Source organism: Streptomyces sp. Root1304, assembly GCF_001426405.1.
Classification (GTDB): domain Bacteria; phylum Actinomycetota; class Actinomycetes; order Streptomycetales; family Streptomycetaceae; genus Streptomyces.
In genome coordinates this window covers 354,701-368,940 of record NZ_LMEP01000024.1, presented here as the reverse complement: position 1 = coordinate 368,940, position 14,240 = coordinate 354,701, and the positions used below count along the sequence as shown (strand labels likewise).

At 72.3% G+C, this 14,240-nt stretch carries 11 protein-coding genes; 8 read left to right on the top strand and 3 right to left on the bottom strand.

Going from position 1 to position 14,240, the window contains the following annotated elements:
- Positions 1 to 21: 21 nt before the first annotated feature.
- Both ASD33_RS26235 and pdhA read right to left on the bottom strand, forming a co-directional pair.
- Positions 22 to 1,002 carry an alpha-ketoacid dehydrogenase subunit beta gene (locus ASD33_RS26235; protein ID WP_056565387.1) on the bottom strand — a complete coding sequence of 327 codons (981 nt, stop codon included), beginning with the start codon at positions 1,000 to 1,002 and terminating at the stop codon, positions 22 to 24.
- 2 nt (positions 1,003 to 1,004) lie between these two features.
- Positions 1,005 to 2,183 (bottom strand): pyruvate dehydrogenase (acetyl-transferring) E1 component subunit alpha, encoded by a 1,179-nt coding sequence (pdhA, locus tag ASD33_RS26230; RefSeq protein ID WP_056565384.1) that lies wholly within the window; start codon positions 2,181 to 2,183, stop codon positions 1,005 to 1,007.
- 338 nt (positions 2,184 to 2,521) lie between these two features.
- Here pdhA and ASD33_RS26225 point away from each other — a divergent pair, with 338 nt between their 5' ends.
- The 3 genes from ASD33_RS26225 to ASD33_RS26215 all read left to right on the top strand — a co-directional run bounded on the left by ASD33_RS26225 (position 2,522) and on the right by ASD33_RS26215 (position 4,984).
- A complete protein-coding gene (locus ASD33_RS26225) occupies positions 2,522 to 3,181 on the top strand; it encodes a response regulator transcription factor (RefSeq protein WP_056565381.1) in 660 nt (219 codons plus the stop codon).
- 144 nt (positions 3,182 to 3,325) lie between these two features.
- On the top strand, positions 3,326 to 3,778 hold the full coding sequence (locus tag ASD33_RS26220) for a pyridoxamine 5'-phosphate oxidase family protein (protein ID WP_056565378.1): 453 nt from the start codon (positions 3,326 to 3,328) through the stop codon (positions 3,776 to 3,778).
- A 153-nt stretch (positions 3,779 to 3,931) separates the two neighbouring features.
- A complete protein-coding gene (locus ASD33_RS26215; protein ID WP_056565376.1) occupies positions 3,932 to 4,984 on the top strand; it encodes a phosphotransferase in 1,053 nt (350 codons plus the stop codon).
- A gap of 43 nt (positions 4,985 to 5,027) precedes the next feature.
- On the opposite strand, the gene ASD33_RS26210 is transcribed toward ASD33_RS26215, so the two are convergent.
- Positions 5,028 to 6,638 (bottom strand): protein kinase, encoded by a 1,611-nt coding sequence (locus ASD33_RS26210; protein WP_056565372.1) that lies wholly within the window; start codon positions 6,636 to 6,638, stop codon positions 5,028 to 5,030.
- A 298-nt stretch (positions 6,639 to 6,936) separates the two neighbouring features.
- Between ASD33_RS26210 and ASD33_RS26205 the strand changes: the two genes are divergently transcribed.
- The 5 genes from ASD33_RS26205 to ASD33_RS26185 all read left to right on the top strand — a co-directional run bounded on the left by ASD33_RS26205 (position 6,937) and on the right by ASD33_RS26185 (position 14,096).
- Positions 6,937 to 8,598, top strand: coding sequence for a protein kinase (locus ASD33_RS26205; protein ID WP_056565369.1), 1,662 nt, complete (start codon positions 6,937 to 6,939; stop codon positions 8,596 to 8,598).
- A gap of 218 nt (positions 8,599 to 8,816) precedes the next feature.
- Positions 8,817 to 9,572, top strand: a complete 756-nt coding sequence (locus tag ASD33_RS36555; RefSeq protein WP_242427270.1) for a hypothetical protein — start codon at positions 8,817 to 8,819, stop codon at positions 9,570 to 9,572.
- A 94-nt stretch (positions 9,573 to 9,666) separates the two neighbouring features.
- Positions 9,667 to 10,401 (top strand): PadR family transcriptional regulator, encoded by a 735-nt coding sequence (locus ASD33_RS26195; protein WP_056565366.1) that lies wholly within the window; start codon positions 9,667 to 9,669, stop codon positions 10,399 to 10,401.
- 99 nt (positions 10,402 to 10,500) lie between these two features.
- Positions 10,501 to 11,235, top strand: a complete 735-nt coding sequence (locus tag ASD33_RS26190) for an ABC transporter ATP-binding protein (RefSeq protein ID WP_056565363.1) — start codon at positions 10,501 to 10,503, stop codon at positions 11,233 to 11,235.
- Positions 11,232 to 14,096, top strand: a complete 2,865-nt coding sequence (locus ASD33_RS26185) for an ABC transporter permease (RefSeq protein ID WP_056565360.1) — start codon at positions 11,232 to 11,234, stop codon at positions 14,094 to 14,096. Before ASD33_RS26190 ends, ASD33_RS26185 begins: the two co-directional genes overlap by 4 nt.
- Positions 14,097 to 14,240 lie beyond the last annotated feature (144 nt).

Here is a 14,240-nt window from a genome sequence, read left to right as displayed (position 1 = left end):
CGGATCGTCACGGTGCTCTCCTCAGTACGCCAGCGAGCGGTCGACGGCGTCGAGCACGCGATCGAGGCCCGGCAGGTACTCCTCCTCCAGGCGCGCCGGCGGATACGGCGCGTGGTAGCCGCCGACCCGCAGGACGGGGGCTTCCAGGTGGTAGAAGCAGCGCTCGGTGATCCGGGCGGCGATCTCCGCACCGGAGCCGTAGAACACCGGGGCCTCGTGGACGACGACGAGGTGACGGGTCTTCTCGACGGACCGCTGGATCGCGTCGAAGTCGATCGGGGACATCGACCGCAGGTCCAGGACCTCGACCGACTTGCCCTCCTCCTGGGCGGCCGCGGCGGCCTCCAGGCAGACCTTCACCATCGGGCCGTACGCGGCGAGCGTGAGGTCACTGCCCTCGCGCGCCACCCGGGCCCTGTGGAGCTCGCCCGGGATGGCCTCGGTGTCGACCTCGCCCTTGTCCCAGTAACGGCGCTTGGGCTCGAAGAAGATGACCGGGTCGTCGCTCTGGATGGCCTGCTGGAGCATCCAGTAGGCGTCCGAGGAGTTGGACGGCGAGACGACCTTGAGGCCCGCGACGTGCGCGAAGAGCGCCTCGGGGGACTCGGAGTGGTGCTCGACCGCGCCGATGCCGCCGCCGTACGGGATGCGGATGACGACCGGCATCTTGACCTTGCCGAGCGCACGGGCGTGCATCTTGGCGAGCTGCGTGACGATCTGGTCGTACGCGGGGAAGACGAAACCGTCGAACTGGATCTCCACGACCGGCCGGTAGCCGCGCAGGGCCAGGCCGATCGCGGTGCCGACGATGCCCGACTCGGCGAGCGGCGAGTCGATGACCCGGTCCTCGCCGAAGTCCTTCTGCAGACCGTCGGTGACCCGGAAGACACCGCCGAGCTTGCCGACGTCCTCGCCCATGATCAGGACCTTGGGGTCGGTCTCCAGCGCCTTGCGGAGCGACTCGTTGAGCGCCTTGGCGAGCGGAAGCTTCTGTACAGCCATGGTTACTTGACCTCGCCATCCGCGAAGGACGCCTGGTAGGCGGCGAACTGCGCGCGCTCCTCGTCGACGAGCGCGTGCCCGTCCGCGTAGACATTCTCGAAGATCGCCATGTGATCCGGGTCGGGCATGTTGCGCACGCCCTCGCGGACGCGCTTGCCGAGCGCCTCGCTCTCCGCCTCCAGGGCCTCGAAGAAGGCCTCGTCGGCGTTGCCCTCACGCTCCAGGTACGCCTTCAGGCGCAGGATCGGGTCCTTGGCCTCCCAGGCCTCCCGCTCCTCGTCGGCCCGGTACTTCGTCGGGTCGTCGGAGGTGGTGTGGGCACCCATGCGGTAGGTGAAGGCCTCCACGAGGGTGGGGCCCTCGCCGCGGCGGGCGCGCTCCAGGGCGGACTTCGTCACGGCCAGGCAGGCCAGGACGTCGTTGCCGTCGACGCGGACGCCGGGGAAGCCGAAGCCGCGGGCGCGCTGGTAGAGCGGGACGCGGGTCTGCTTCTCGGTGGGCTCGGAGATCGCCCACTGGTTGTTCTGGCAGAAGAACACGACCGGCGCGTTGTAGACCGCGGAGAAGGTGAAGGCCTCGTTGACGTCGCCCTGGCTGGAGGCTCCGTCGCCGAAGTACGCGATCACGGCGGAATCCGCGCCGTCCTTGGTGATGCCCATCGCATAACCGGTGGCGTGCAGGGTCTGCGAGCCGATGACGATCGTGTACAGGTGGAAATTGTTGCTGTTGGGATCCCAGCCACCGTGGTTCACACCGCGGAACATTCCCAGCAGATTCGTCGGGTCGACACCACGGACCCAGGCGACACCGTGCTCGCGGTAGGTCGGGAAGACGTAGTCGTCGTCCCGCAGCGCGCGGCCGGAACCGATCTGCGCCGCCTCCTGGCCGAGCAGCGAGGCCCACAGGCCCAGCTCGCCCTGACGCTGGAGCGAGGTGGCCTCGGCGTCGAAGCGGCGGGTGAGGACCATGTCGCGGTAGAGACCGCGCAGTTCCTCGGCGCTGAGGTCGATGTCGTAATCGGGGTGCTGGACGCGCTCTCCCTCGGGCGTCAGCAGCTGGACGAGCTCGGGCTCTGCGCCCTGCGCCGCCGGTGCCTTCTTCGCGCTTGCGGCGCTGGTGGTGCGCTTGGCGCCGCTGCTGCGTCGCGTCGTCTTGCGCGCGGCAGTGCTCTCCACGGTCACGTGCGTGCTCCTCCGTCGGTCCGGCCTCCGGGTTCGCCGGTAAGCCAGTGCGGCTCCGCCTTATCCGTACCCTTCGCACGGGGTGGGTGCGACGCGGCCGGAGTCGGGCGTGACAGGTGCCCCGGCGAGCGCCGTCATAGGCACGTTACCCATAGTGCGGCATTCCCGCGAAACCCCACTTGACCTGCGATTTTGCTTGGATTTCCAAGTAAATCGAGAAAAGGGGGACTCACTGCTGGTCAGCGCATGGACAACGGCCCGACGCCGTCGTCGGAACACCCGGCACGTTATCCCGCGCACCCCGGGCGCGGGAAGAGCCAATATGTGAGACTGGCTGCGTGCGCGAAGAAGGAAAAATCCGGGTATTTCTGCTGGACGACCACGAAGTCGTCCGGCGCGGCGTCCACGAGCTGCTCTCCGTGGAGGACGACATCGAGGTGGTCGGGGAGGCCGGGACGGCGGCGGACGCGCTGGTCAGGATCCCCGCGACCCGCCCCGACGTCGCGGTGCTCGACGTGCGGCTGCCGGACGGCAGCGGCGTCGAGGTGTGCCGCGAGGTCCGCTCCCAGGACGAAGACATCAAATGCCTGATGCTGACCTCGTACGCGGACGACGAGGCCCTCTTCGACGCGATCATGGCCGGGGCCTCGGGCTACGTCCTGAAGGCCATCCGCGGCAACGAACTGCTGAACGCGGTCCGGGACGTGGCGGCCGGCAAGTCGCTGCTCGACCCGGTGGCGACCGCCCGCGTCCTGGAGCGGTTGCGCGACGGCAACAATCCGAAGGGTGACGACAAGCTCGCCAACCTGACGGACCAGGAGCGCAGGATCCTGGACCTGATCGGCGAGGGCCTGACCAACCGGGTCATCGGCGAGCGGCTCCACCTTGCCGAGAAGACCATCAAGAACTACGTCTCCAGCCTGCTGTCGAAACTGGGCATGGAGCGGCGCTCGCAGGCCGCGGCGTACGTGGCGCGGCTCCAGGCCGAGCGCCACTGACGGCCCCGGAAGCCCCCGTCGGCCCCGCCCTCACCCGTACGGAGGAGCGCGGGTCCGACGGCGTCGTTTCGGGACCTACGTCCCCGTGAAAGCGGGGCAGGGGCCCCTTTTCCGACACGGTGCCGGTGGCGGAGAGTGGAAGCCATGTCCACCGACGAGATCCGCGCCATCGAGTTGCTCAGCCGCGTGTCCTACGGCCGGGTGGCGACGAGCATGCGGGCGATGCCGTTCGTCGCCCCCGCCCGGCACATCGTGTCCGACGGCCGCGTCCTGCTCCGGATGCACCGGGGGCTCGGCTACCACCGCGCCTGCAACGGCAGCGTCGTCGCCTACGGCGCGGACAACTTCAACTCGGGCTCCGAGCACCTGTGGTCCGTGCAGTTCACCGGCACCGCGGAGATCGTCGAGCCGACCGAGGAGGAGCTCGCCGCCTTCGGGCCCGAGCCGGAGGCCGTGGACGACGAGGCCTTCACCCCGGTCTTCATGCGGATCGAACCGCAGTTCGTGACGGTGCACGCGCTCGACTACGCGAGCGAGACCCCGGGGACCCGGACCGCTCCCCCTTCCGTACGGCGACACCTCCACCACGTAGCGTGATCTAACATCTGGCGGGTGCCGCGCTCATCTGAAACGCTCACTCCGCCTGGTACGTCGTCGTCGGCGCGGCCCGGCGGCCCCCCCGGCAGGCCCTCGCCCGGCGCCCTCGGCAGGCCCTCGCCCGGCAGGTCCGGCGGCTCCCCCGGCCGCCCCGTGGGCGCGCCGCCCGTCGGGGCGCTGCTGCGCCGCCACCGGCACGCCGGCGAGCCGCTCTCCTGCGTGCCCGTCGCCGAGGGGCTGCTCAACCGCGGCTTCCGCCTCTCCACCACCCGGGGCACCTACTTCCTCAAACAGCACCTGGACGCCCCCACCGCCGACCGCGCCACCATCGCCCGCCAGCACCGCGCCACCCAGCGGCTGCACGCCCTCGGCCTGCCCGTCGCCCCACCGCTCGCCGACGCCACCGGCCGCACGGTCTCCGTCCTCGACGGCCACTGCTACGCCCTGCACCCCTGGATCGACGGCCGCCACCGCGACGGCGCCCAGCTCTCCACCGGCTGCTCCCGGCGCCTCGGCACCCTGCTCGGGCAGGTCCACACCGCCCTGGACCGGGTGATGGGACCCGCGACCCCCGGTGCCGGGTCCGGCCCCGGCACCGGACCCGACCGGACCCCGGGCGCCCCCGAGGACGGGGTCTGCGCGAGCGCCGACCTCCCGGACACCTTCCGGGCCATCGCCGAGCTGATCCGCCTCGCCCGCGACCACCGCCCCAGGGACAGCTTCGACGCGCTCGCCGAGCACCGGCTGCGGGAGCGGCGCCGGCTCCTCGCCCAGCACGCGCACCACCGTCCGCCGCCCGCCGCCGCGGCCGGCTGGGTGCACGGCGACTTCCACCCGCTGAACCTGCTCTACCGGGGCGCCGAGCCCGCCGCGATCGTCGACTGGGACCGGCTCGGGGTGCGCCCCCGCGCCGAGGAGGCGGTCAGGGCCGCCGCGATCTTCTTCGTACGGCCGGAGGGGCAGCTGGCCCTGGACAAGGTGCGGGCCTACGCGCGCGCGTACCGGCGGGCGACGGGCGCCGACCGGGCCGAGCTGGCGGCGGCGGCGCACCGGGTGTGGTGGGAGCGGCTCAACGACTTCTGGACCCTGCGCTGGCGCTACCAGCTGCACGACCGAAGGGCCGACCCGCAGTTCCCTGCGGTGTCGGCCCTGGCGGTCTGGTGGACGCGCGAGTACGAGGCGGTACGCGACGCGTTCACGGGGTGACGGCGACGGCGACCGTGGCGGTCGCCGTCCCGGTCCGGCCGGGTCAGCCCGACTCGGCGCCGTTGCCCGTCGGGGGCGTGTCCGGGTTGCCGTTGCCCCCGGTGGGGTCGGGCGACGCGGTCGTCGTCTCGCCGGTCGGCTCGGTCGGCGGCTCCGTCGTCTTCGTCGGCTCGCCGGTGGGATCCGTCGGCGGCTCCGTCGTCTTCGACGGCTCGTCCGTGGGCTCCAGCGTCTTCGTCGGCTCGTTCGTCGGCTGACGCGTGGTCGGCGGCGGCCACGGCTGCTGCGTGGATCCGCCGTCCGAGCCGCCCTGGTCCGTCGACTGCTCCTCGGAGGGCTCGTCGGTGGGCGTGGGCTCCGTGGTGGGCGAGGACGGCGAATTCGTGACGGTCGGCGTGATGCCGCCCGTGGGCTCGTGCTTCTGGGCCGCCTGGATCGCGAAGACGACACCGGTCACGACCGCGATCACCGCGAGCGCGGCGAACAGCCACACCTTGCCGCGGCCGCCCTTGCCGCCGCCCGGCGGGCCGTAGCCGTCCTGGCCGTAGCCCCCGGTGCCGCCCGTACCGCCGTCGTAGCCGCCGTACCCGCCGTCCTCCGGGTTCTGCGGGGGAAGGATCGGGCCCTGCGCGGTCTCGCCGTGCGTCGGGTGGCCCATCGCGGTCGTCGCGGCCATGCCGCCGACCGGGGTGTGACCGCCCTCGTGCATCTCGACCGGGCCGGTGTTCCAGGTGCCCGTGTGGCCGCCCTGCTGCTGGAGCATCTGCAGGCCGTACTGGATCAGGCCGCGCATCTCCTCGGCGCTCTGGAACCGGTCGTCCGGGTCCTTCGCGAGCGAGCGCATCACCAGGCCGTCGAGCTCCGGCGGCACGGAGTGCGTGACGTCGGAGGGCGGGATCGGCGCGTCCTGGACGTGCTGGTACACCACGGACAGCGGGGTCTCGCCGGTGAACGGGGGACGCAGCGCGAGGAGTTCGTAGAGGAGGCAGCCCGTCGCGTACAGGTCGGAGCGGTGGTCGACCGCCTTGCCGAGGGCCTGCTCGGGGGAGAGGTACTGGGGGGTGCCCATGACCATGCCGGTCTGCGTCATCGTCGACTGCGCGCCGTGCAGCGCGCGGGCGATGCCGAAGTCCATGACCTTCACGGCGCCACCGTGGGTGATGATCACGTTGGCCGGCTTGATGTCGCGGTGCACGATGCCGTGCTGATGCGAATAGGCGAGCGCCTCAAGCACCCCGGAGACGATGATGAGGGCCTGCTCGGGGCCCGGCGCCTCGGCACTGAGCAGCAGGTCGCGGATGGTGCGGCCCTCGACCAGCTCCATCACGATGTACGGCACGGGCCGGCCCGCCACCAGGTCCTCGCCGGAGTCGTACACGGCGACGATGGCGTGGTGGTTGAGCCCGGCGACGGACTGCGCCTCACGTGTGAAACGGGCCTTGGAGACCGGGTCCTCGGCGAGATCGGCGCGGAGGAGCTTGACGGCGACGGTACGGCCGAGCCGTACGTCCTCGGCGGCGAAGACCTCCGCCATGCCGCCGCGACCCAGACGGTGGGTCAGGCGGTAGCGCCCGTCACCGACGACTCCGCCGACGCCCCAGGACTCCGCTGCCGAGTCCGGCACACCGCCGCCTGCTCCGGATTCGGGTGCCATCAGTCCTCGCCGTCGTCTGTCGTGCCGTGTCCAGTCGTCACGCTACAGGCTCCGTACGACATCACGGTCCGAGATGGACCGGCCATCCAACCCCTTCCACGTACACCTGTGCAAATTCGACAGGATTACCCCGTCCCCGCGGAATCCTGTCCCCCGCTCTCTGCCGGAACCAGTGGTGGACCTTCCTGTGCGGAGGGTCACGGAACGGGCACCTGGCTTGACGTGTCACTGCCCTCGGGCAGACTTGGCCAGGAAAATCCGGATCGACGCCGCCTCGCGCGCGTAGGGGGAAGCACAGATGAGCCAGGACGGCGCACAGGGCCGCTATGCGGGCGGTTCGGTCGCGGGCGGCCGGTACCAGCTGCGCGACCTTCTCGGCGAGGGTGGCATGGCGTCGGTCTACCTGGCCTACGACAGCGCGCTCGACCGGCAGGTCGCGATCAAGACGCTGCACACGGAGCTGGGCCGGGAGCAGTCGTTCCGCGAGCGGTTCCGGCGCGAGGCGCAGGCCGTCGCGAAGCTGTCGCACACCAACATCGTCTCGGTCTTCGACACCGGCGAGGACGCCCTCGACGGCGCCGTCATGCCGTACATCGTCATGGAGTACGTGGAGGGGCAGCCGCTCGGCTCGGTCCTCGCCGCCGACGTCCAGCAGTACGGTGCGATGCCCGCCGACAAGGCGCTCAAGGTCACGGCCGACGTGCTCGCCGCCCTCGAGGTCAGCCACGAGATGGGCCTGGTCCACCGCGACATCAAGCCCGGCAACGTCATGACGACCAAGCGCGGCGTGGTCAAGGTCATGGACTTCGGCATCGCGCGGGCCATGCAGTCCGGCGTCACCTCCATGACCCAGACCGGCATGGTCGTGGGCACCCCCCAGTACCTCTCCCCCGAGCAGGCCCTCGGGCGCGCGGTCGACGCCCGCTCCGACCTCTACTCGGTCGGCATCATGCTCTTCCAGCTCCTCACCGGCCGGCTGCCCTTCGACGCCGACTCGCCGCTCGCCATCGCGTACGCGCACGTGCAGGAGGAGCCGGTCGCCCCGTCGACCGTCAACCGTTCGGTGACGCCGGCGATGGACGCGCTCGTCGCCCGCGCGCTGCGAAAGAACCCGAACGAGCGGTTCCCGAGCGCGGCGGCGATGCGCGACGAGTGCCTGCGGGTGCTCTCGGCGGGCCAGACGGGCGCGCCGATGATCGTCCAGGGCGGTCCGGTCAGCAGCGGTGCGGGCGTCGGTTCGGCGGTCTTCCCGCCGATCGGCCAGACCCCGCCGCCCGGCCCCCACTCCGGGCCGCACGGCGTGCAGCAGCCCTACGCGCCGACGCCGGCGCCCGGCCCGTACGGTCCCGCGACCCCGGCGCCCGCCCCCTCGTACGGCTACCCGCAGCAGGCGCCGACGCCGGCCCCCATGTACCAGCACCAGCAGGCCCCGACGCCCGCGCCCTACGCGCCGGCGCACACCTCCGTGCCCGCCCCGACGGGCGGCGGCTCCCGGCGGAACACCCCGGTCATCGTGGGCGCGATCGTCGTCGCCCTGCTCGCGATCGGCGGCCTGGTCTTCGCGCTCACCCAGAACGACGACCCGGGCAACGAGGCCGCCACCGGCGGCACCAGCAGCAGCGCCGGCGGCACCGGGGGCACGGAGCAGCAGTCGTCCGCGCCCGGCCACAAGGGCCCGGACCTGACCAAGACCATCGACCCGAAGAAGTGCACGCAGCCGACCGAGTCGAGCGACGACCCCGAGAAGTTCGAGGTCCCCAACTTCACCTACAAGAACATCCAGTCGGTGAAGGACTGCGTCCGGGCCGCCGGGTGGAAGATCATGACCCAGACCCCGGTCGACGAGTCGACCTACGGCGAGGGCACGGTCCTGGAGCAGTACCCGCCGGCCGGTGAGGACATCGCCGACAAGGACGCCGAGTTCACCCTCAAGATCTCGACGGGCAACCCGCCGCAGTAGCGCGCGGTGGCGAGGCCCGGCGGACGGGCCCAGCGGGGGAGGCGTCAGCTCTGACGCCTCCCCCGTCCGTTGACACCCCTCGGGCGTTCCGATGACACCCCTCGGGCGTTCTGACGCCCCCTTACACCGACTGACCCCGTCCCGGATGCCGGAAATGTCCCAGCGTGTCTACGCTGAATCGACCATCTCGGCGGCTCGGTACGGGAGGGGGTCACCCGGTGACTCCAGCACTCCGCAGGACACGCGTGCGGGCCCTCGGCCCCGCGCTCACCTGCGCGTTCGCCTGCGCGTGCACGGTGTACGCGGCGCCGGCCGGGCACGGGGCCGAGGTGCCCGGCGCCACGGCCGGGGTCGCCCTCCCTGGCACCCCTCCCGCGGCCGGCACCACCCCCGCGACGCCCCCGTCGTCCACCGCGCTCCCCTCCTCCGCCGCGCCCTCCGCGACCGCGACCCCCGCCGCTCCCACCGCCACCGTCTCCCCGGGGCGCACCGGGGACGCCGGTACGCCCGCGTCCCCCGCGCCCGCGCCGAGCGGGACCGGGGCGTCCGGGACGGGGGCGCCCGCCCCCTCCGGAACGGCCCTCGGCGAGCCCACCGACGCGCCCGCCCCCAGCGGTTCCGCTTCCCTCGCCGGCCGCCCCGCCGGAGAGGGACGGATCCGGCCCGGCCGGTCGCTGGGCCCGGGCGCCTCGGCGGGCGCCGCGAGACCGTCGCCCGGCCCCTCCCGTACCGAATCCGCAACAGAGCCGCGCGCTCCCGGGGACGTGGAGGAGGAGCCCGAGGAGGTACGCGAGGAGGAGCCGGCCCTGCCCGAGGTGCCGCCCGCCAGCCGGCCCGCCGCCGCGCCGCGTCTCGCGTCGGAGGCCTCCTCACCCCTCGCTGACCAGCGGGTTCCCGTGCTCACCCTGGGAGTGGGGCTCGCCCTGATGGGGCTGGGGATCGGTTTCCTCGGGCTGCGGATGCGCCGCCGCTGACCCTCCGGACCCCCCGGGTCCCCCTTGAGGCGGACCCCCCGCTTCCCTCTCAGGACGGTTGTCCGTCCCGGCATACCCGGTATACATACTGAGTATGTCGATCCGCCATGGGCTTCTCGCCCTTCTCGAACGCGGCCCTCGCTACGGCTCCCAGCTCCGTACGGAGTTCGAGTCCCGCACCGGCTCCACATGGCCACTGAACGTCGGCCAGGTCTACACGACCCTCAACCGTCTGGAGCGCGACGGCATGGTCGCGCAGGGCGGCGAGGACACGGCCGGGCACGCGCTCTACGCGATCACCGACAGCGGTCGCGCCGAGCTGAGGACCTGGTTCGAGAGGCCGGTGGACCGCACCAGCCCGGCCCGTGACGAGCTGGCCATCAAGCTCGCCATGGCGGTGGGCGCCCCGGGCGTCGACATCCGCCACGTCATCCAGTCCCAGCGCCGGCACACCGTGCAGGCGATGCAGGACTACACCCGGCTCAAGGCCCAGGCGCTCGTCGCCGTCGAGAGCGGCGGAGCCCGGGAACGGGACGACGTGGCCTGGCTGCTCGTCCTGGAGCAGCTGATCTTCCAGACCGAGGCCGAGGCGCGCTGGCTGGACCACTGCGAGTCCCGGCTGATCCGCCTCTCGGCGCTCGACACGCACGGGAACACGGATACGGACAGGGGCACGAGCACGGACGCCGGCGGTCGCACAGACCTCGGCTCCGGCTCGGGCACCGGCACCGGCATGACCACCGGTGCCACCCGAACCGCCGCCCCCGTGTCCGCCGTACCGCCGCAGCCCGTCGCCGAGGCCGCCCCACCCGTGGGCGGGGCGCGCTGACCACACGCCGCACCCCGCCCGTACCACTTCCGCACCGCCTTCCACCGCTCGCTCCCGTGCCCGGCAGCCCGCCGCGTACGCCCAAGGGGGGACCCCTTCATGTCCGCACAGCAGCCCGTGCTGCAACTCAAGAACCTGACCCGCGTCCATGGCGCGGGTGCCACCGAGGTGCATGCCCTGCGCGGCATCGACCTCGCCGTGTACCCGGGTGAACTCGTCGCCGTCATGGGCCCGTCCGGCTCCGGCAAGTCCACGCTGCTCACCATCGCGGGCGGCCTCGACACCCCCACCTCGGGTCAGGTGATCGTCGAGGACACCGACATCACCACCGCGAGCGTCAAGCAGCTCGCGGCCCTGCGCCGCCGCAGCATCGGCTACGTCTTCCAGGACTACAACCTCATCCCGGCGCTCACCGCCGCCGAGAACGTGGCACTGCCCCGCGAGCTGGACGGCACCTCCGCCCGCAAGGCGCGCGTCGAGGCCGTGGGGGCCCTGGAGGAGATGGGGCTCGGCCACCTCGCCGACCGCTTCCCCGACGAGATGTCCGGCGGTCAGCAGCAGCGCGTCGCCATCGCCCGCGCCCTGGTCGGCGACCGCCGTCTGGTGCTCGCCGACGAGCCGACCGGCGCCTTGGACTCCGAGACCGGCGAGTCCGTGCTCGCCCTGCTCCGCACCCGTTGCGACGCGGGCGCCGCCGGTGTCCTCGTCACCCACGAGCCGCGGTTCGCCGCCTGGGCGGACCGGGTCGTGTTCCTGCGGGACGGCGCCATCGTCGACCAGACCGTGCGCAGCGAAGCCGACTCCCTGCTGTCGGGCCAGGTGGCCGAAGCGTGAAGACCTGGTTCCACTCCTGGCGGGCCGCGATCCGCATCGCCCGTCGTGACGCCTGGCGTTCCAAGGGCCGCAGCGCCCTCGTCCTCGCCATGATCGCGCTGCCCATCCTGGGCGTCAGCGCCCTCGATCTGACCTACCGCAGCTCCGAGTTGTCGCCCGGCGAGCGCGCGGACCGCCAGATAGGGGCGGCCGACGCCCGGTTCAAGGACGCCGATTACGACGGGGTCCCGATCCTCCAGGACCCGCTCGGCGAGATGACCACGCCGGCCAAGGACTACGAGAACATGGCCTGGCCCAGCGGCCCGACCGATGTCACCAAGACCTTCCCGGCCGGTTCCACCGTCCTCACGGACCGCACCGGTTCGGCCAAGATGACGACGACCCACGGTCTGCTCGTCACCGAGGTCCGCGAGCTCAAGGCGGGCGACCCGATCGCCCGCGGCATCACGACCCTCCTCGAAGGACGGTTCCCCGAGAAGAACGACGAGGTCATGGCGACCTCGCACTTCCTGGAGAGCAGCGGTCTGACGCTCGGCTCGACCCTTTCCGCCCGCAACTTCGACCGCCAGTACCGGATCGTCGGCTCCTACGAAATTCCCGACTCTCTCAAGACGGACCAGATCAACGCCCTGCCCGGCGCCTTCCTCGCGCCGTACGCGGTGGCCGCCGAGAAGGCCGGTCTGTCCGCCCCCGGGGGCTCCACCAGCTATCTGGTGCGCAAGCCCGGTGGTTTCACGTGGAACATGGTCAAGGAGATCAACACCAAGGGTGTGGTCGTCGCCTCGCGCGCCGTGTTCCTCGACCCGCCGGCCGACTCCGAGGTCCCGCTCTACCAGAAGGGCGGCTGGGGCGACTTCCACGACGGTCCGGCGGGTAACGCCGCCGAACTCGCCTCCCTCGTCACCGTCGTCGCCCTGGCGATGCTGGAGATCTGTCTGCTCGCCGGACCGGCCTTCGCGGTCGGCGCCCGCCGCTCGCGGCGCCAGCTCGGCCTCGTCGGGGCCAACGGCGGTGCCCGCAGCCACATCCGGGCCATCGTGCTGAGCGGCGGTCTGGTCATCGGTATCGCCGCGGCGGTCACCGGCACGGTCCTCGCCGTGATCCTCACCCTGCTGCTCCAGCCGGTCCTCGAACAGACCATGGGGCAGCGGTTCGGCGCCTTCGACGTCCGGCCGCTCGAACTCCTCGGCATCGCGCTGCTCGCCGTCCTGACCGGTCTGCTCGCCGCGATCGTCCCGGCGATCACGGCCTCCCGGCAGACCGTCCTCGCCTCGCTCACCGGCCGGCGCGGCGTCCGCCGCTCCAGCCGGGTCCTGCCGCTGATCGGCCTCGGGGCCCTCCTCCTCGGCGGTGCCATCGCCCTCTTCGGCTCGCTGGTCAGCGGACAGGTCGCCATCGTCGCGGGCGGCTCGGCCCTCGCCGAGCTGGGCGTCGTCGCCATGACCCCGGCCCTGGTCGGCCTGTTCGGGCGCACCGGGCGCTGGCTGCCGCTGTCGCCGCGGCTCGCGCTGCGGGACGCCGTGCGCAACCGGGGCCGTACGGCACCGGCCGTCGCCGCCGTCCTCGCCGCCGTCGCGGGCACGGTCGCCGTCTCCACCTACATGGCCAGCCGTGAGGCCGAGAGCAAGGCGACCTACGAGGCCCGGCTGCCGTACGGCGCTGTCTCCGCCATCGTCACGGAGGAGGGCGGCCGGGACGTCCCCGCGGTCCGCGACGCGCTCCAGCGCTACCTGCCGGTCGACGTCCGCGCCGATGTCGAGCGCGTCTCCGTCGGCAAGGCGAGCTGCGACCCCTGGGGCCGCGGCGCGGGCTGCGGCCACTACGAGATCGTCATCCCCCCGGCCAACGAGTGCCCGCTGTACAAGACGATCCCGGGCGGCGGTGACCCGTCGGAGCAGTTCACTCCCGACCAGCGACGGAAGCTGCTCGCCGAGGACTGGCGCTGCAACCAGTCCTCCGGCGGCGGCTGGGTCCCCACCGAGGGCGGTCTCGTCATCGGTGACGCCAAGCTCCTCAAGGTCCTCGGCATCGAGGACGCCGGAGCCGTGAAGGCCCTCGCCGAGGGGAAGATCGTCAGCTTCTCCCGCGCCCAGATCGACAAGAACGGCACGATCGGGATCAAGCAGATCACCGACCTCGCCGCCGCCGACAAGGCGCTCGACGCGAACCTTCCCGCGCCGGGCAAGGTCAGCTCCGTCCCCGCCTACCGCGTGCCCGGCACCCCGGACGCCTACGGCCTCCAGGCCCTGATGACCCCGGCCACCGCCAAGGCCGCCGGACTGACCACCGTGCCGCTGGGCACGTACCTCTCCACCGACCGGCTCCCGGACGACGAGGTCCGCCAGAAGCTCGACGGCGAACTCGCCAAGCTCGGCAGCAGCGTCGACCTCTACCTGGAGGAGGGCTTCGTCAACAAGAGCAGCCTCATCCTCCTGTCGCTGTCGATCTTCGCGGGCCTCGTCACCATCGGCGCCGCGGGCATCGCCACCGGGCTCGCCCAGGCCGACGCCGAGGCCGACCTGAAGACGCTCGCCGCCGTCGGCGCCCCGCCCCGCGTCCGCCGCACCCTCAGCGGCTTCCAGTGCGGAGTGGTCGCCGCGATGGGTGTGATCCTCGGCTCGGCGGCCGGCATGCTGCCCGCCATGGGGCTCCGGCTCACCGAGGAACGCGACCAGATCGCCATGTACCAGCAGAGCATCGCCGAAGGCTGGGGCGGTGACATGCCGGAGCCGTACGTTCCGATCGTCGTCCCCTGGGAGACCCTCGGCGGGCTGCTCATCGCCGTACCGCTCGGCGCCGCCCTGCTCGCCGCCCTCGTGACCCGCTCGCGCGGCGCGATGGCCCGGCGCGCGGCGACCTGACGGTCTTCGTTGTCGTCCTGTGCCCCCGCACGAGGGTGGATCACCCTCGTGCGGGGGCACACCTCGTGGTGACGCTTGGGTACGAGAGAATGGCGGCATGGAGATGCCGAGGAATGACAGGTCGCAGGAGAGCCCCCAGGTCCT

What these genes read in the sequence shown, in the direction of transcription:
- ASD33_RS26195 (WP_056565366.1), top strand. Translation starts at nt 9,667, where the DNA reads ATGTCGATCCGCCATGGGCTTCTCGCCCTTCTCGAACGCGGCCCTCGC.
- ASD33_RS26235 (WP_056565387.1), bottom strand. Translation starts at nt 1,002, where the DNA reads ATGGCTGTACAGAAGCTTCCGCTCGCCAAGGCGCTCAACGAGTCGCTC.
- ASD33_RS26220 (WP_056565378.1), top strand. Translation starts at nt 3,326, where the DNA reads ATGTCCACCGACGAGATCCGCGCCATCGAGTTGCTCAGCCGCGTGTCC.
- ASD33_RS26190 (WP_056565363.1), top strand. Translation starts at nt 10,501, where the DNA reads ATGTCCGCACAGCAGCCCGTGCTGCAACTCAAGAACCTGACCCGCGTC.
- ASD33_RS26210 (WP_056565372.1), bottom strand. Translation starts at nt 6,638, where the DNA reads ATGGCACCCGAATCCGGAGCAGGCGGCGGTGTGCCGGACTCGGCAGCG.
- ASD33_RS26205 (WP_056565369.1), top strand. Translation starts at nt 6,937, where the DNA reads ATGAGCCAGGACGGCGCACAGGGCCGCTATGCGGGCGGTTCGGTCGCG.